Origin of the sequence: Rugamonas violacea (genome assembly GCF_016461825.1) — a bacterium.
GTDB lineage: Bacteria > Pseudomonadota > Gammaproteobacteria > Burkholderiales > Burkholderiaceae_D > Rugamonas.
On the sequence record NZ_JAEMNU010000020.1, the window covers coordinates 11950 to 28192 of the forward strand.

Consider the following 16243-nt stretch of genomic DNA (forward strand, 5'->3'; position numbering starts at 1 on the left):
TCTGGCTGCAAACAATTGAAGGGTAAATGCGGTGGAAATTCCTGCTATCGAAAGAAATTATTTCGAATCGCCGCCTCAAATGCGGTCGCTCTCCTTGCGCACGATGCGGCCGATGATGATGCAGTCGTTGCCACGGCAGACCTTGCGGTGGTACTTGCGCTGGTCCGGGTTGTCCGACGTCAACCACCATTCGCCGGCGTCGCGCGACAGGCGCTTGACCACCGGCTCGCCTTCGTAGTTGACGGCGAAGACGGCGCCGTCGACCGGCTTGGCGTCGGCCGTGTTGATGATCACCAAGTCGTCCTCGTACAGCGAGGGCTCCATGCTTTCGCCGCGCACCTTGATGCCGATCAGGCGCTCGGGAATGAAGCCGTTGCGGTCGGCCCAGTTGCGCGGCACGCTGAACATGCTGCCGTCGTGCATCTCCGGCTCGATGCTGAAGCCGCTGATGCCGGCCGACAGGCGCAGCTTGACCTTCTGGATCTGGTAGAAGCGGACGTCGTCCTCCTGCGCCACCACCACCGGGACGAAGCCGGCCGGCGGTGCCATGGCGCGGCCGCGCGGCTCGATGCCCTCGTGCAGCCAGTCGAAGGCGACGTTGCAGGCGGCCGCCAGTTGCACCAGCGTGTGGGCTTCCGGACCGCGCTTGCCGACCCCCTTGAGTATGCGGTTGATGGTCGGCTGCGGCACGCCGGAGGCGCGCGACAGCGCGCTCTGCGATTCGAAGCCGGCCTCTTTCATGGCCGCGTCCAGTCTGCTTGAAATATCCATAATGAATTATACATCCGCGTATAGTTTTTGGTGAATTTCTATCCATTTGCGTATTGATCCTGTATTCATTCTCGTATATATTGTGTGAATTGGCAAGTTTTACAGTGGCAGGAACACAGCGAAAGGCGGGTAGGGACATGGCAAACATGCAAACGATGGCAGTGGGAAAAAGGGCGGCGGGGGTAAGTAAGCAGGAGGAGTATCGCGACGCGGTCTTCAGCAGCGCCGGGCAGGCGGTGCACGTGGCGTACATGATCATGGCGCAGGAAGCGCAGCAGGACGCGCCGCTACGCAAGGCGTTGATGCGCATCATGGAGTCGGCCGGCAGCCTGGCCGAGCCGCAGCGCGAATGGCTCGAACAGCTGCGCGGCAGCACGTCGAAGCAGGTCAACTTCGCCGGACTCAGCCCGCTGGAGGTGCGCGCCCAGTGCGCCTTGATCGTCCACGCCGTGGCGCACAAGCTGCCGCGCACCGAGATGTGGGCCTTGCAGGCGAAGTACGGCCACACCGACATGGAAGACGCCGCCGGCGTGCGCCGCTACGCCTTCTCGGCCGAGCGCATCGCCGCGATCAAGGGCTTGGCGGACTGGATGGCGCCGGCCTTCCCGGCGATCCAGCCGTTCGCCCTCGACTGCATGGTCGGCAAGCTGTACGCCAACCATCAGGGCATTGCGATCAGCTTCCGCGAGCTGGCCAAGTCCTTCGGCGGCAACCATATGACGTATGCGCGCAACTTCGACAAGCTCAAGCAACGTTTGCACGAGCTGGAAATGGTGGCGCTGGACCGGCTGGAGCCGTATTTGCGGGAGCAGGGCGTGGTGGGAGAAGTTTTTTGCTAGTTTGTAGAAAAAAGTAGTTGACAAGGTGTTACAGAGGGTATAAAGTTTAGTCATTCTCGCAGTAATAGCATCCAAAGCCCGCCGCAGCGGGCTTTGTCGTTTCTGCGGCAAACATGGATTTCCCCAGCATTTCCCCCACAGCCCGCCCGGCCCCACAGCCCGGCGGGTTTTTTTTTGACCCCAAAGCAAAATCGGGGTCGGACCCGCCGGGTCCGACCCCAGATTGACGCCCTTGGGTTTCATCGTGATAGAGGACGCAAGATGAGCGACAAGCTTGAATCGATAGAACAATTGCACGAGGCGATCCGCAGCGGCCTGGCGGCGCGGCTGGCCGGCGTGCCGACGGTGCTGCACTACCCGCCGTCCGAATCGGCCTTGGCGCTGCCGGCGGTGCTGGTCGAGCTGGCCGAGCTGCGGCCGGGACGCGATCCCGGCACCGGCGAGTCGGCGCTGATCGGCCGCTTCGTGGCGCGCCTGATCGTCGACGCGGCCGGCGCCAAGGCGGCGCTGGCGCTGCGCGAGTTGGCGGCGCGGCTGGCGCTGGTGCTCAAGCATCAGAACTGGGGCCTGCCGGTCGGCATGGCGCAGTGGCAGCAGGCCGTTGCCGGCACCGGTGCCGCCGGCCGCCTCGAATGGCAGTTGGAGTGGAGCCACGAGTTCGAACTGGGCGCGCCGGTCTGGCCGTATCCGGACAGCAGCAACACCCAGCTGATGCTGGGCCTGGACCCGGAAACGGGCGTCGGCAAGAAGGCGCGTTACTGGGACGCCGGCGACGTTCCCACCAACCTCTAGGAGATGGCGATGGACTATCCGATAGTCGAATTGGACCGCCGCCTGGCGGCGCTGATCCAGGCCGGCACCATCGCCGAGGTCGACCACGCGGCGGCGCGCTGCCGCATCCGCGTCGGCCAGTGGACCTCGGCGCTGCTGCCCTGGCAGACCTTGGGCGCGGGCCAGGTGCGCCACTGGCGCGCGCCGTCGCTGGGCGAGCAGGCGCTGATCATCGCGCCGTCCGGCGAGCCGGCGGCCGGCTTCATCCTGCCCGGTTTCTATTCCGAGCCGCACGGCCAGGCCGGCGAGCAGCGCCCCAAGGTGGTGAGCTGGCGCATGCCCGACGGCTGCCTGATCGAGTACGACTGGGAAGCCGGCGCGCTGCAGGTCAGCGGCAGCAAGAAGGTCAGCGTCAACAACGCCGAGACGGTCAGCATCGTCTCCGGCGGCCAGGTCACCTTGCAATGTCCGAGCCTGGTGGTGGACTGCGCCTCGACCACCTTCAAGGGCAAGGTCAGCGTGGAGGGCGCCGTCAGCGTCAAGGGCAACCTGGGCGTGGACGGTAACGTCGACGCCGCCGGCACCGTGATGGACTCGGGCGGCAACAGCAACCACCACAAGCACTGATTGGGCCGCATCCCGCCTGGCGGCGCCAAAAACCACCCAACGGCAGAGAGCCGGGGTCGGACCCGGCGGGTCCGACCCCAGATTTACGCCCTTGGGTGGTTTTCGTCGCCGCCGGCGCCGACACACGAAGCACCATTTTTCTCAACGATGCCCGCCGATGCGGGCATTTTTTTAAGGAGTCACCCATGGCAAGAGCCAACAACAAACCCCCCGTCGTGTTCCGCGACACCGCCTTCCAGAGCCGCAGCATCTTCCTGCCCGACGGCAGCCAGCACCGCGTCCACAACGGCACGCTGACGGCGGCCAGCGCGGGACTGATCGCGCATCTCGACCAGCACGCCGAGTTCGAGCGGGTGCCGGTCGTGCGCGCGGCGGCATAGCCATGGCGCTCGTCGGCATGGATCGGCACACCGGCCAGCCGATCACTGGGAACGCGCACCTGCTGCAAAGCGTGCGCGATATTTTGACCACGCCGCTGGGCAGCCGGCGCGAGCGGCCCGACTACGGCTCGACGCTGCCGCGCATGGTCGACCTGCCCGTCACGCCGGGCTGGAAGTCCTCGCTGCAGGCCGAGGTGGCGCGCGCGCTGGGGCGCTGGGAACCGCGCCTGAAGCTGCAAGCGGTGGCGGTCGAGTCGGTGCTCGACGGCAGCGTCGCGTTGCGCCTGAGCGGCGACTACCTGGGCGAGGCGATGATATTGGAGGTGAAGACATGAGCACCATAGACCTGAGCCAACTGCCGCCGCCGGACATGGTGGAGCCGCTCGACTTCGAGCAGATCTACCAGGACATGCTGGCCGCCTTCCGTGGCCAGATGGGCGAGGGCTGGAACGCCGCGCTCGAATCGGACCCGGTGGTCAAGCTGCTGCAACTGGCGGCCTACCGCGAGCTGCAAATCCGCGCCCGCATCAACGACGCGGCGCGCGCCAGCCTGCTGGCCTTCGCCGAGGGCGCCGACCTGGACCACGCCGCCGCCTTCTACAACGTGCGCCGCCTTGCCGACGAGAGCGACGAGCGGCTGCGCCTGCGCACCCAACTGCGCACCGCCGCGCTGGCCGGCAACGGCACGCCGGAGCAGTACCGCTTGGCGGCGCTGTCGGCCAGCCCGCTGGTGCGCGACGCCGGCATCATGGCGGCGCCGCCGGGCAGCGTGGCGCTGGCCGTCTGGCCGCAGGAGGGCGCCGACGGCGCGGCGGTGCTGGCGGCGGTGCGGGCGGTGTTCGCGGCGGACGACGCCAAGCCGCTCGGCATTCCCTTGTCGATCATGCTGGCGCAGGCCCGCCCGCTCGACGTGGCCGCCACCATCCACCGCGAGGCCGGCGCGCCGCTCGATCTGGTGGACCAACTGCGGCAGGCCTTGCCGGCGCAGATCGCCGACTACGCCCGGCTGGGGCGCGACCTGTCCGGCTCCTGGCTGGCCGGCCGCCTGCACGTGGCCGGCGTGTCGCGCGTCGAACTGGTCGGCAGCGGCATCACCGTGGCGCCGCACGAGTACGCGGTGCCCGGCAGCATGCGCATCGTCGACGGCGGTGTCGCATGGTAGCGCTGGCCGACGCGGCCAGGCTGCTGCCGCCCAACGCCACCGGGCTGGAACGGGCGCTGGCGCGCACGGTGCCGCGCGCCGCCCTCGACGCGTTGGCCGACGCGCCGGCCGGCCTGCGCCGCACCGAGGCCGGTGCCGGCCCGCTGGCGCCCTGGCTGGCGGCGGAGTGGCAGCTGGCCGAGTTCGCGCCTTACTTCGAGAGCACGGCGGCGCTGATCGAGGCCGGTCTGCCGTGGTTGCGCCAGCGCGGCACGGCCGCCTCGGTCAAGCGGGCGTTGTCCTGGCTGGGCTACCCGGCCAAGCTGGAGGAGGAGGGGCCGTGGTTGCAGATCGACCCCGGCGACGCCTACGCCCAGCTGCGCGTCGGCGCGGTGGCGCACCTGGTGCGCGCCTCGCTGCCGGCCCACGCCCGCTTGTACCGCATGTACCACGGCTACGACCTGCGTCCGCTGCGGCTGGACGACGGCCGGCTCGACGACGGCCTGCTGGACGACGACTCCGGCGTGCTGGTCGACGGCATCAAGCTGTCGTTCGCGGCGCGCCGTGGCGGCGTGGCGGAGACGCCGGGCGATGGTTCCGACCATGCCCGCACCGATACCTTCTCGGCCAACGCGCCCTACGACGACCGCATGATGCTCGACACCTGGCAGCTCGACAGCGAGTTGATCGCCGACGGCCGCTTCATCATGGGCCAGCTGATGACCGGCACCACGGCCGACACGGCGGCCACGCCGGCCACGCTGACGGCGCACCGCACGATGGCCCTGTCGCAGGTCCTGCTGGACGGCGACGAGACGGCGCTGGACGACATCAACAGCCAGCTGGGCGGCGGCATGACGCTGATCGAGCGCCGCTTCGTGCTCGACGGCGAACGGCTCGACAGCCATGACCAGGGCTTGCGCCGCATCGTTATCGACCGTTTCGACATCGATGCGCGGGCGGCGTTGGCGCCGGTCCTGCAACTGCCGTCGGCCGGTTTCGCCCGGCTGGCGCGCGAGGCCCTCTTCAGCGGCACGGCCGGCGTTTATGAGACGCCGATCAAAGCCGCCGGCTGGAGCGGCAACTGGAGTGCGCGCCACTGGCGCATCACGATTCCTTCAACCATCACTTTTTACAATGGAGCTTGATATGGCAGTTTTACAAGACGACGGCCGCGCGGCGCTGGCCGAGGCGGTGAAGTCCCGACCCATCCACCTGGCCTGGGGTTCGGGCGACCCGGCCTGGGACAGCGCCGGCACGGCGCCCGAGCCGAAAAACGCGGCCGCGCTGGTGGCCGAGGTGGGCCGCCGCGTCGCCACCGAAACGCGCTTCGTCATGCCCGACCCGGCCGGCGAAATCTCGGTGGTCGGCGGCCGCTACAAACTCAGCGAGACGCCGACCAAGTGGCTGCTGGTGCGCTTCGTGTTCGATTTCCTCGACGCGCCGGCGGCCCAGTTGCGCGAGGTCGGCATCTTCCTCGGCACGGTGGTCAAGCCGGAGCTGCCGCCGGGCCAACGCTACTTCATCGCGGCCGACCTGCTCAGCCCCGGCAAGCTGTATGCGCTGGAGCGCTTCGACAAGACCACGCGCAGCCCCTCCATCCGCCAGACCTTCGAATACGTACTGCCTTTCTGAACGGGACAATTATCATGATCGAACAGTATTACAACCGCTTCAACGCTGCCGACAACCACGAGCAGATCATGTTCCGCGCCGACCGCGTGCTGCAGTCGGCCGAACTCAACGAAATCCAGTCGGCCGCCATGGCCCGCCTGCAGGGCGTCAGCGACGCCCTGTTCAAGGACGGCGACATCATCCGCGACGCCCGCGTGCGCATCAATCCGGACACCGGCGCCTCGGTCTGCGAGGCCGGCGCCATCTACATCCGCGGCGCCGTGCGCGGCCTGGCCGCACGCGAGCTGAAAGTGGCCACCGTCGGCAGCGCCACCATCGGCGTCTACCTGAAGGACAGCGTGGTCACCGAGCTGGAAGTGGCCGAGCTGCGCAATCCGGCCGCCGGCACGCGCGGCTACCAGGAACCGGGCGCGGCACGCCAAAAGACGTTGGCCGTGTGGGGCGTGGCCGGCGACGGCCAGTCCGGCGAGTTCTACCCGGTCTACCTGATCGACGACGGCGTGCTGCGCGCCAAGGAGGCGCCGCCCAATCTGGACGGCGTGACCCAGGCGCTGGCCCGCTATGACCGCGACAGCTCGGGCGGCTCCTATGTCGTCGGCGGCCTGAATGTGGCCGCCTCGGCCGACGTCAACGGCGCCCAGGTCTACACCGTGTCCGAGGGCCGCGCCCGCGTCAACGGCTTCGGCGTCAACCTGGCCACCAGCCGCCGCCCGGTGTACGCGGCCAAGCCGGACCTGCGCAACATCGAATTGGAGCCGCATGTGTCGAGCGGTCCGGCGCCGCAGCGCGTCACCCTCGACCGTGTGCCGCTGGCTTCGCTGGCGGCGGTCCACATCACCTTGCAAAAGAGCGCGACGATGACGCGCGGCGGCTACACCGGCGGCGCCGACAACCTGGCCGATTCGTCCATCGTGCAGATCGTCGCCGTCAACCAGGGCGGCACCATCAACGCCAACGGCGACGGCTTCGTCGGCGGCACCAGCTACGTCGCCGGCACCAGCTACAAGCTGACCGCCGGCGCCATCGACTGGGGCCTGCCCGGCACCGAGCCGGCCACCAACAGCACCTATCAGGTTATCTACCAGTGCAATGTGGCGGTCACGCCGACGCTCATCGACGACACCGGCTTCACCGTCACCGGCGCCGTGAACGGCACCCAGGTGCTGGTCAACTACAGCCAAAAGCTGCCGCGTGTCGACCGCCTGTGCCTGGACGCCGACGGCGCCCTGGTGTGGATCAAGGGTGTCGCGGCGGACGTCAACCCGCGCGCGCCGGCCGTGCCGGACGCCTTGCTGGCGCTGGCCAGCGTGCAGCAGAGCTGGCGCGCGCCGCGCGTGGTGCAGAACGACGGCGTGCGCGTGGTGCCGATGCAGGACCTGGCCAACATCAACGCGCGCATGGACTTCATGGCCACGCTGATCGCCCAGCAAACGCTCAAGACCGACGCCGCCAACCGCGACACGGCGCTGAAGAAGGGCATCTTCGTCGACCCCTTCCTCAACGACGGCGTGCGCGACCAGGGCGTGGCGCAGAGCGCGGCCATCGTCGCCGGCAAGTTGACCTTGCCGGTGACGGCCACGCCGAACGCGCCGGGCGGCGACGTCAAGGCGCCCGCATCGCTGAAGTTCACGCTGGCCACCGTGCTGTCGCAGCCGATGCGCACCACGACGATGAAGGTCAATCCGTATGCGGCCTTCGACGGCCTGCCGGCCAGCGTCACGCTGACCCCGGCCATCGACCGCTGGACCGATGTCGACACGACCTGGAGCAGCCCGTTGACGACGCGCATCGTCACCGGCGGCGGCGCGCTGGTCAACACCACCAGCAGCACCGTCAACAACCTGTTGTCGACCTCGTCGCAGGCGCTGGAGAAGCTGCGTCAGATTCCGGTCAGCTTCGCGATTTCCGGCTTTGGTCCGAACGAGGCGCTGGACAGCGTCAGCTTCGACGGCATCGTCGTCACCCCAACCCCATAACAGGAGCTACAACATGACTATTCAAGCCAACGCCCAGGGCGTGCTGTCCGGCCGCTTCCAGATTCCCGCCAACGTACCGGCCGGCACCAAGAGCGTCGAGTTCACCGGCGCCGGCGGCACGCGCGGCGCCGCCACCTTCAGCGGCCAGGGCCTGCGCGTGACCGAGGTGCGCCAGATGGTGACCCGCATCACCAGCAACTACTACGATCCGCTGGCGCAGACCTTCACACTGCCGCAGGCCACGGCGCTGGGCGGCGTCAAGCTGTGGTTCACCGTCAAGGGCACGGCGCCGGTGATGGTGCAGATTCGCGGCGTGGCCGCCGGCGTGCCGAACCGCGTCATTTATGCCGAGGCGCGGATCGACGCGGCCGACATCAAGACGGTCGGCCCGACCCAGATCGTGTTCGCCGCGCCGGCCTGGATCGACGCCAACACCGAGTACGCGCTGGTGGTGCTGACCAGCGACGACAAGACCCAACTGGCGGTGGCCGAAGTGGGCATGTGGGACGACAACGCGCAGCGCCGCGTCACCGCCCAGCCTTACCAGGTGGGCGTGCTGCTGTCGTCGTCGAACGCGTCGAGCTGGACGCCGCACCAGGACCGCGACATGACCTTCGAGCTGCAAAAGGCGGTGTTCTCCGAAACGGTCAGCACGGTCAGCCTGGGCAACGTCAGCGTGACCAATGCCACCGACTTGCTGCTGCTGGCGCTGGCCGAGGCGCCGACCTTCGAGTCGCGCGTCGAGTACACGCTGGCGCTGCCGGGCGGCGCCAAAATCAACGTCGCCGAAGGGCAGCCGGTGCGGCTGGCCACGCCCGTCAGCGGCGACATCGGCGTCAGCGCCCGCCTGGCGGGAACGGCGGCCGTCTCGCCGGTGCTGCACCCCGGCACCCAGCTGATCTCCGGCGCCGTGCAGACCACGGCCGATTACGTGTCGGTCGCCTTCCCGGCCGGCGCCAACAGCCGCATCCGCGTGATCGTCGACGCGGCGCTGCCATCCGGCGCCAAGCTGGTGGTGATCCTGCCGGGCGCCGGCGCCGACAACAAGGACGTCGAAGTGCCGTTCCTGTCGTCGCGTCCCTTGAGCCTGGAAAAGCAGGAGCTGAGCTACGAGGTGGCCGGCATCAACAAGGACAGCGTCAAGGTCAAGCTGGTGCTCAGCGGCTCCGCCTCGGCGCGGCCCGAGTTGGAGAATCTGCGCGCCATGGCGCTGTAAGGCGGCGCCATGATCAACCAGACCACCCCCCGCCTGCTGCTGCCGCTGCCGCACCCGGACAACCAGCTCGACGACGACGTGGCCCGGCTGCGCAGCGCGCTGACGATGCTCGACGGCGCCGTCTACACGCTGCGCAGCCTGGTGGCCAGCGACGACGTCAACCTCGACACGGTGCAGGAAATCGTCACCGTGCTGAAGAGCGCCCAGGGCGACATCGGCAACGTCACGGCGCTGCTGGCGACCAAGGTCGGCAAAGACGAGTTCGCGCTCAACAAGGCGCAACTCTCCACACTCACCCCGCTGATTTATGCGGGATTACTGGGATGACCATCCATGGCATATAGCACATTGACTGAGTTCAGGAACACCTTCCTGAGGCAGGCAGAACAAAAAATCAAGGAGTCCGACCTGGCCTCCGCCGACAACACCAGCCTGATCACCTTGGCCGCCCTGTTGAAGAGCTACGACGTGGTCAACCGTTTCGACACCATCGTGCCGGACGCGGTGGCGCCGCTGGAGCTGATGACTGGCGCGATACTGGACGTCTACCTGTCCGACATCAGCAACGGCCAGAGCTTCAATCTGGTGCTCAATTCGGCCGAGGCCATGGCGGCCATCGTGCGCAGCCCGTCGGCGATGGCGGCGATCGCCGGTAGCGCGCGGGCGATGAGCGCCGTCGTCGGCTACCCAGTCGCCTACAACGCCATCGTCGCCAGTTCGGTGGCGATGAGCCAGATTGCAATCAGCGCGACAGCAATGACGGCGATGGCCGCGAGCCAGGCCGCAATGTCAGCGATGGTGGCAAGCCAGGCGGCGGCGGCGCCGGTGGCTGCCAGCCAGGTTGCCATTTCTGCGGTTCTGGCCAGTCCGCTCGCGCTGACCACGGTAGTGGCCAGCCAAGTAACGATGACCCCGATTGCCGCGAACCAAGCGGCGATCACGGCGATGCTGGCCAATACGCCGGCACTGACGGCGATGGTGGTCAGCACGGCGTCGATGGTGGCAATTGCTTCCAGCCCGACGGCCATAACGGCCGTACTGGCCAATGCGGCAGCGGTAGCGGCTTTGGTAGCCAGCCAGACGGCGATGACGGCAGTCGCCGCCAATCAGGCTGCAATCACTTCACTGTTGGCCAATGCGCCAGCCGTGGCGTTACTTGTGGTTAACCAGGTCGGCATGACGTCGGTAGCCGCGAGCCCAGTCGCCATGACGGCGCTGCTAGTCAATACTGCTGCGCTGGCGGCGGCGTTAGCAAGTACGGTCGCGATGACTGCGCTCGCCGCAAACCAAGCTGCGATGAATGCGTTCGCCGCAAATCAGGCGGCGATGACGGCGCTGCTGGCCAATAGTGCAGCCCTGGCGGTAGTGATTGCGAGTCCGGTCGCGATGTCAGCGGTCGCCGTCAGCCCAACGGCGATGATAGCGGTCGCCGCCAACCCAACGGCTCTGGCGGCGGTCATCGCCAGTCCAACGGCTCTGGCGGCGGTTGCCCCCAGTTCAGTGGCTATGGCAGCGATCGCTGCCAACGCAATCGCAATCACGTCCTGTGCTGCGAATGCCGCTGCCATGACCGCTTTCAACTCATCCGATGTGGCGATGGTTGCGCTTTACTCGTCGCCTTTGATCAAGAAGATGGGCTGGGGGAGTGCGGTCATTTGGTCGGCTGTGACGAATGTACAAACCGGGCCATGCCTGTTCGTCCGTCTGACGACCACTGGTCCTAATGCCTGGGGCGAGAACACGTCAGGAAACGAGTACGTGGTTTTCGACGGTACCAACGTCAACTTCGCCGGTCGTGCCGCCAACCCGTACAACCACACGGCGCTTGCATCACCAATGCGCGTGCCGGTGCGCAAAACGCTGACCACCTTGCAGGTCAGACTGTACGCTCCATCCGAAGTCGCCTACATCCCCCTGGCCTCGTAGGTGAACAGCGCAGCGGGCGGCGGCTTTGCCGGCCCGGCTGTTTTCACCATTTTATTTTGTCGCACCACCCAACCCGCCCCGTGCGGGTTTTTCTTTTTCTAGGAGATTCACCATGGCAGCATCCTTTTTCCACGGCGTTACCGTCACCCTGGTCGATTCCGGTCCACGTTCGATCGCCACGCCGTCCAGCTCGGTGATCGGCCTGGTCGACACCTACACCCCGGGCGTCGGCCTGGCCGCCGCCAACACGCCGGTCAAGATCACCTCGCTGCGTGAGGCGGCCGCCGCCTTCGGCATCGCCAGCAACATCTACAAATCGCTGCGCGCCGTCTACGCCCGCACCAGCGCCGTGGTGGCGGCGGTCGGCGTGGCCCAGGTGGCCGACGCCGCCGCGCAGACCTCGGCCATCATCGGCGGCGTCAGCGCGCAGGGTGCCCGCACCGGCCTGCAGGCGCTGCTCGACGCCAAATCCGTGCTCGGCCTGCAACCGCGCCTGCTGGTGGCGCCCGGCGCCTCGGCCACCCAGGCGGTGGCCACCGCCATCGACGGCATCGCCGGCAAGCTGCGCGCCATCGGCATCATCGACGGTCCCAACACCACCGACGACGCCGCACTGGCCTACGCGCTGAACTTCGGCAGCAAACGCCTGTACATGGTCGACCCGGGCATCAAGGTGTGGGACACCTTGACCAACGCCAGTATCGACGCGCCGGCATCGGCCGCCGCCGCCGGCCTGTTCGCCTGGACCGACACGGAATACGGCTTCTGGGTCTCGCCGTCGAACAAGGAGTTCGTCGGCCTGACCGGCACCAAGCGTCCGGTCGAGTTCCTCGACGGCGACGCCACCTGCCGCGCCAACCTGCTCAACGTGGCCAACGTCGCCACCATCATCCGCGACGGCGGCTTCCGCCTGTGGGGCAACCGCACCTTGTCGGCCGATCCGAAGTGGGCCTTCGTCACCCGCGTGCGCACCACCGACATGGTGATGGACGCCATTCTGTACGCGCACAAATGGGCGGTCGACCGCGGCATCACCAAGACCTACGTAAAGGACGTCACCGAGGGCCTGAACGCCTTCATGCGCGACCTGCGCAACGCCGGCTGCATCATCAACTTCGAGGTCTACCCGGACCCCGACCTGAACACCGGCAGCCAGCTGGAGCAGGGCAAGGTGTATTGGAACATCCGCTTCACCGACGTGCCGCCGGCCGAGAACCCGAACTTCCGCGTCGAGGTCACCAACCAATGGGTCGGCGAGGTGCTCTCGCTCGGTAACTAAGCAGGGCGGGCAAGCCGCAGCAGGACGCGGCACCGACGCTTGATGCGCCGGCGCCGCCAGCAGTGAACACATCAATCTCACCACAACGGAGCTTTACCACATGATTCCTCAAACCCTCTACAACTTCAACCTGTTCGTCGGTGCCGATAGCTATGCCGGCGTGGCCTCCCAACTCACGCTGCCCAAGCTGAAGATCAAGACCGAGGACTACCGCGCCGGCGGCATGGACGCGCCGGTCAAGATGGACATGGGCCTGGAGGCGCTCGACGCCGCCTTCTCGATGAGCGGCGTGGCGCCGGACGTGCTGGCCTACTTCGGCCTGGCCGACCAGTCCTCCTTCCACGGCGTGTTCCGTGGCGCCTTCAAGGACCAGAAGGGCGTCGTGGTCGCCGCCGTGGCCACCTTCCAGGGCATGCTGCAGGAAGTCGACATGGGCGACTGGAAGGCCGGCGACAAGGCCGAGACCAAGTACAACGTCAACTGCAGCTACTACAAGCTGGAAGTGGACGGCAAGGCCATCATCGAGATCGATCCGGTGGCCGGCATCCGCGTCATCAACGGCCAGGATCAACTGAGCAAGGTGCGCGCCGCGCTGGGCGTGTAAGCGCCGAGCTTAGGTCGTAAGGCGAAGGTGGCGGGAGCGCCATAGTAACCCCAACGGCGAAGGGCCGGGGTCGGACCCGCTGGGTCCGACCCCAGTTTTTGCCGCTGGGGTCGTTTGCGTTCCGCCACTTCACGCAGAACCATTTTTCAATTCGAGGAACCCATGGAACACACCAACAACCCGTCCTGGCTGCGCCAGGGCGACGACGTCGTCACCGTCACGCTGTCGCGGCCGGAGAGCTTCAACGGCGTCAAGACCAACCAATTGCAACTGCGCGCGCCGACCGTGCGCGACATGCGCGGCGCGCAGAAGCTGCATCCGTCCGACGTCGAGGAGCGCGAGCTGGCGCTGTTCGCCAGCCTGGCGCAGGTGGCGCCGGCCGACCTGGAACAGCTCAAGCTGAGCGATTACAACCGCGTGCAGGACGGTTATTTTCGCCTGCTTTCCGATCCTGCAATTGAGCCTGGAGCAGCTGCGAACGCTGACGCGGCGGCTGGCGCTTGAGTGCCGCTTCCAGCCGTCCGAGATAGAGCGGATGACGCTGGACGACATGTTGTGGTGGCTGGAGGAGCCGGCCTGATCCCGCAGGGGACGGGCGGTCCGCTGCGGCCGCCTGGGTGAGGCACACAAGAGGAACAGGCGAAACCATATGGCGAACAATACGGAACAAGTGGGCACGCTCGTCGCGGACGGCGTGAAGGTGGGCCTGGGCCGCGTCTTCGGCGACGCCGAGGCGCGCGGCGCCAAGGCCAAAAAGGCGGCCGACGAACTGGCCAAGACGGCGGGCGAGGCGGACCGCCAAGTCAGGGCGCTGCGCACCCAAGCCAAGGGGTACGAGCGCATCGGCGATAGTATGAAGCAGGGCAAGGAGGCGCTGGGCGACCTGTCCACGCTGGGCAAGGCGGTGATGGCGCCGGTGAACGCGTCGGCCGAGTACCAGGTGTCGGTGCGGGCGATCGCCAACGAGGCCGGTGAAAGCGGCGCGGCCGGCGAGGCGCGCGTCGCCGCGCGGCTGGCGCTGGCCGCGCGCCAGGGCGGCGTCAACAGCAACGAGCTGGCCGGCGCGGTCGGCAAGATGATCAATCCCCGCCTCGACGGCAAGCAGGCGCTGGATATGGCGCCGTTGCTGACGCGCTTTGCGGTGGGGCAGAGCGTGTCGATGGACGCCGGCGCCAAGTTGATCGGCGCGCTGGCGCAGCAGGCCAACATCAGCTCGCCGGCCGAGATGCGCCAGGCGCTCAACGGCATCGTCGACATGGGCCAGCGCAACAAGGTCGACATGGGCGAGCTGGCCAAGGCCATGCCGGGCCTGCTGGCGGAGATGAACAAGCTGGGCGTGCAGGGCCAGGCGGCGCCGCAGCGGCTGGCCGCGATGCTGGAACGCAGCCTGAAGACGGCCGACTCGCCCGAGGCGGCGGCCAAGGAGGTCAAGGAGCAGCTGGTGAAGCTGCGCGAGCAGGCGCGCGGCAAGGACCGGAAGACCGGCCAGGCCGCCACGGCGGACACGGCCGCCTCGCTGGCCCGCGCCCGGGCGCAGCTGGACAAGGTGGCGCCGGCCGGTCCGGGCAGACCCGTCGAGGAGCATCTCGACAAGGACTTTGGCGACGCGCGCAGCGGCTCCAAGAACAAGTGGGGCGCGTTGGACGCGGCGTCGAACCAACTGCTGGTGAACGTGGGCGACGCGCTGCGTCCCTACAGCGACAAGGTGGCGGTCGTGCTGACCGACTTGACCAACGGTGCCGCCGACCTGGCCAAGGCCTGGCCTGGCGTGACGGCGGCACTGGTCGGCGTGGTCGGCGCGGCCGCCGCGTACAAGCTGGCGAAAAGCGGCGTCGGCCTGGTGCGCGGCGCCGGCGAGGTGGCGTTGGGCGGCATTTTCGGCCGGAAGAAAAAGGCGGCGGGCGAGGCCGGCGACGATGCGGCCAAGGGCGGCGACGTGCAGCGTGTGTTTGTGACCAACTGGCCGGTCGGGAAGTGCTGCGGCGGCGCCGACGGGGATGGTCCGGATGGCGACGCCGGTGGCGCGGATGCGGACGGCGGACGCAAACGGCGCAAGCGACCGGGCGCCTTGCGCCGCGCGGGACGGCGCATCGCCGGCCGGCTTGGCCGCGCCGGGCGCGGCATGGCAGGCCTGGGGCGGCGTGCGCTTGCGGCGGGCGGCCGCGTCTTTGGTGGCATTGGCCGGGGCATCGCCCGGGTGGCGCGTGCGCCGCTGGGTGCGGTGGCCGGCGGCCTTGGCCGCGTGGGGCGTGGCGTCGTCGGACTGGGGCGGAGTGCGGCGACTGCCGGCGGGCGCCTGCTCGGCCGTGCGGGCGGTGCCGTCGCCTCGTCGGCACGCGCGGCGGCCGGCGCGGCGCCGGCTCTGGTTCGGCGCGTGGCGCCGCTTGCGGGCCGTCTGGGCGGCGCCCTGGCGGTGGCGGGCGGCGCGCTGCAGGTCTATCAGGTGTATCGCGGCGCGAAGACCAGGGACGAGAAGGCGGAAGGCTATGGGCGCGCGGCCGGCAGTATGGCCGGCGGCGCTTCCGGCGCCATGCTCGGTGCGGCGATTGGTGGCGTGGCCGGGCCGATAGGCGCGCTGGTGGGCGCCGTGGCCTTGGGCGCCTTGGGCGCCTGGAAGGGCGAAGAGTATGTTGGCCGAAAAGCCAAGGAGCTTTTCGGCGACAAGAAGCCCGAGCCCAAGACGGCTGCGGCAGCCACCGGCGCCGCCCCGGTCGGCGCGGCCTTGGGCTTGACGGCGCCATGGCAGCGTGGCCCAGGTGGGCCGGCGAGCGGGCCGCTGTTGGGCGGCACGCCGGAGGCGCTGGCCGCCGCTGCCCGCGTGGCGGCGTTGCACAGTGCCGTGCAGGGCGCCTTGCAGACGCCGCCGGCCTCGCTGCTGCGCAGTCCCCTGTTGGCGCCGGCCGTGCCGTTCGCACCGGCCATCCACTTCGCGCCGGCCATCACGGTCACGGTGCAGGGCGACGTCAAGGAGCCGGCATCGATCGCGCGCGAGCTGATGCCGCATTTGCAGCGTTTGATGGACGAGCTGCGCGCCAGCCAGGCGCGCAGCGTGCTGTTCGACGGCGTACACGTTTAAGG

General features: G+C 68.2%; 17 protein-coding genes. 16 read left to right on the plus strand and 1 reads right to left on the minus strand.

Annotated elements, in window-relative coordinates; translation table 11 throughout:
- Window positions 1–75: 75 nt before the first annotated feature.
- Window positions 76–741 (minus strand): XRE family transcriptional regulator, encoded by a 666-nt coding sequence (locus tag H7U20_RS03245; RefSeq protein WP_199518180.1) that lies wholly within the window; start codon window positions 739–741, stop codon window positions 76–78.
- A 176-nt stretch (window positions 742–917) separates the two neighbouring features.
- Here H7U20_RS03245 and H7U20_RS03250 point away from each other — a divergent pair, with 176 nt between their 5' ends.
- From H7U20_RS03250 to H7U20_RS03325, 16 genes are all read left to right on the plus strand, one after another.
- Window positions 918–1610 carry a hypothetical protein gene (locus H7U20_RS03250; protein WP_233410467.1) on the plus strand — a complete coding sequence of 231 codons (693 nt, stop codon included), beginning with the start codon at window positions 918–920 and terminating at the stop codon, window positions 1608–1610.
- Window positions 1611–1871: 261 nt separating this feature from the next.
- Window positions 1872–2402 carry a hypothetical protein gene (locus tag H7U20_RS03255; RefSeq protein WP_199518182.1) on the plus strand — a complete coding sequence of 177 codons (531 nt, stop codon included), beginning with the start codon at window positions 1872–1874 and terminating at the stop codon, window positions 2400–2402.
- Between the two features lie 9 nt (window positions 2403–2411).
- The gene (locus tag H7U20_RS03260; RefSeq protein ID WP_199518183.1) at window positions 2412–3008 is read left to right on the plus strand and encodes a phage baseplate assembly protein V; all 597 of its coding nucleotides are present in this window, start codon (window positions 2412–2414) and stop codon (window positions 3006–3008) included.
- A gap of 185 nt (window positions 3009–3193) precedes the next feature.
- Entirely contained in the window at window positions 3194–3388 is a 195-nt protein-coding gene (locus tag H7U20_RS03265; protein WP_199518184.1) for a hypothetical protein, read from the plus strand.
- Between the two features lie 17 nt (window positions 3389–3405).
- Window positions 3406–3723, plus strand: a complete 318-nt coding sequence (locus H7U20_RS03270) for a GPW/gp25 family protein (protein WP_370593065.1) — start codon at window positions 3406–3408, stop codon at window positions 3721–3723.
- Window positions 3720–4550 (plus strand): baseplate assembly protein, encoded by an 831-nt coding sequence (locus H7U20_RS03275; protein WP_199518186.1) that lies wholly within the window; start codon window positions 3720–3722, stop codon window positions 4548–4550. The genes H7U20_RS03270 and H7U20_RS03275 overlap by 4 nt, the downstream gene beginning before the upstream one ends.
- Entirely contained in the window at window positions 4544–5677 is a 1134-nt protein-coding gene (locus H7U20_RS03280; protein WP_199518187.1) for a phage tail protein, read from the plus strand. The genes H7U20_RS03275 and H7U20_RS03280 overlap by 7 nt, the downstream gene beginning before the upstream one ends.
- Before the next feature lies 1 nt (window position 5678).
- Window positions 5679–6164 carry a hypothetical protein gene (locus tag H7U20_RS03285; RefSeq protein WP_199518188.1) on the plus strand — a complete coding sequence of 162 codons (486 nt, stop codon included), beginning with the start codon at window positions 5679–5681 and terminating at the stop codon, window positions 6162–6164.
- Window positions 6165–6178: 14 nt separating this feature from the next.
- Window positions 6179–8140, plus strand: coding sequence for a DUF4815 domain-containing protein (locus H7U20_RS03290; RefSeq protein WP_199518189.1), 1962 nt, complete (start codon window positions 6179–6181; stop codon window positions 8138–8140).
- A 13-nt stretch (window positions 8141–8153) separates the two neighbouring features.
- Window positions 8154–9356, plus strand: a complete 1203-nt coding sequence (locus H7U20_RS03295) for a hypothetical protein (RefSeq protein WP_199518190.1) — start codon at window positions 8154–8156, stop codon at window positions 9354–9356.
- Window positions 9357–9365: 9 nt separating this feature from the next.
- Entirely contained in the window at window positions 9366–9683 is a 318-nt protein-coding gene (locus tag H7U20_RS03300) for a hypothetical protein (RefSeq protein WP_199518191.1), read from the plus strand.
- Between the two features lie 6 nt (window positions 9684–9689).
- The gene (locus H7U20_RS03305) at window positions 9690–11282 is read left to right on the plus strand and encodes a hypothetical protein (protein ID WP_199518192.1); all 1593 of its coding nucleotides are present in this window, start codon (window positions 9690–9692) and stop codon (window positions 11280–11282) included.
- A 112-nt stretch (window positions 11283–11394) separates the two neighbouring features.
- Entirely contained in the window at window positions 11395–12561 is a 1167-nt protein-coding gene (locus tag H7U20_RS03310) for a phage tail sheath subtilisin-like domain-containing protein (protein WP_199518193.1), read from the plus strand.
- A gap of 100 nt (window positions 12562–12661) precedes the next feature.
- Window positions 12662–13165: a phage major tail tube protein gene (locus tag H7U20_RS03315; protein WP_199518194.1), complete on the plus strand. Its 504-nt coding sequence runs from the start codon at window positions 12662–12664 to the stop codon at window positions 13163–13165.
- Between the two features lie 162 nt (window positions 13166–13327).
- Window positions 13328–13669, plus strand: a complete 342-nt coding sequence (locus tag H7U20_RS03320; RefSeq protein WP_199518195.1) for a phage tail assembly protein — start codon at window positions 13328–13330, stop codon at window positions 13667–13669.
- A gap of 145 nt (window positions 13670–13814) precedes the next feature.
- Window positions 13815–16241 carry a phage tail tape measure protein gene (locus tag H7U20_RS03325; protein WP_199518196.1) on the plus strand — a complete coding sequence of 809 codons (2427 nt, stop codon included), beginning with the start codon at window positions 13815–13817 and terminating at the stop codon, window positions 16239–16241.
- Window positions 16242–16243 lie beyond the last annotated feature (2 nt).

Coding starts and splice junctions, on each gene's coding strand:
- H7U20_RS03310 (WP_199518193.1), top strand. CDS start 11,395: ATGGCAGCATCCTTTTTCCACGGCGTTACCGTCACCCTGGTCGATTCC.
- H7U20_RS03300 (WP_199518191.1), top strand. CDS start 9,366: ATGATCAACCAGACCACCCCCCGCCTGCTGCTGCCGCTGCCGCACCCG.
- H7U20_RS03285 (WP_199518188.1), top strand. CDS start 5,679: ATGGCAGTTTTACAAGACGACGGCCGCGCGGCGCTGGCCGAGGCGGTG.
- H7U20_RS03250 (WP_233410467.1), top strand. CDS start 918: ATGCAAACGATGGCAGTGGGAAAAAGGGCGGCGGGGGTAAGTAAGCAG.
- H7U20_RS03305 (WP_199518192.1), top strand. CDS start 9,690: ATGGCATATAGCACATTGACTGAGTTCAGGAACACCTTCCTGAGGCAG.
- H7U20_RS03265 (WP_199518184.1), top strand. CDS start 3,194: ATGGCAAGAGCCAACAACAAACCCCCCGTCGTGTTCCGCGACACCGCC.
- H7U20_RS03290 (WP_199518189.1), top strand. CDS start 6,179: ATGATCGAACAGTATTACAACCGCTTCAACGCTGCCGACAACCACGAG.
- H7U20_RS03275 (WP_199518186.1), top strand. CDS start 3,720: ATGAGCACCATAGACCTGAGCCAACTGCCGCCGCCGGACATGGTGGAG.
- H7U20_RS03255 (WP_199518182.1), top strand. CDS start 1,872: ATGAGCGACAAGCTTGAATCGATAGAACAATTGCACGAGGCGATCCGC.
- H7U20_RS03295 (WP_199518190.1), top strand. CDS start 8,154: ATGACTATTCAAGCCAACGCCCAGGGCGTGCTGTCCGGCCGCTTCCAG.
- H7U20_RS03270 (WP_370593065.1), top strand. CDS start 3,406: ATGGATCGGCACACCGGCCAGCCGATCACTGGGAACGCGCACCTGCTG.
- H7U20_RS03315 (WP_199518194.1), top strand. CDS start 12,662: ATGATTCCTCAAACCCTCTACAACTTCAACCTGTTCGTCGGTGCCGAT.
- H7U20_RS03325 (WP_199518196.1), top strand. CDS start 13,815: ATGGCGAACAATACGGAACAAGTGGGCACGCTCGTCGCGGACGGCGTG.
- H7U20_RS03280 (WP_199518187.1), top strand. CDS start 4,544: ATGGTAGCGCTGGCCGACGCGGCCAGGCTGCTGCCGCCCAACGCCACC.
- H7U20_RS03260 (WP_199518183.1), top strand. CDS start 2,412: ATGGACTATCCGATAGTCGAATTGGACCGCCGCCTGGCGGCGCTGATC.
- H7U20_RS03245 (WP_199518180.1), bottom strand. CDS start 741: ATGAAAGAGGCCGGCTTCGAATCGCAGAGCGCGCTGTCGCGCGCCTCC.
- H7U20_RS03320 (WP_199518195.1), top strand. CDS start 13,328: ATGGAACACACCAACAACCCGTCCTGGCTGCGCCAGGGCGACGACGTC.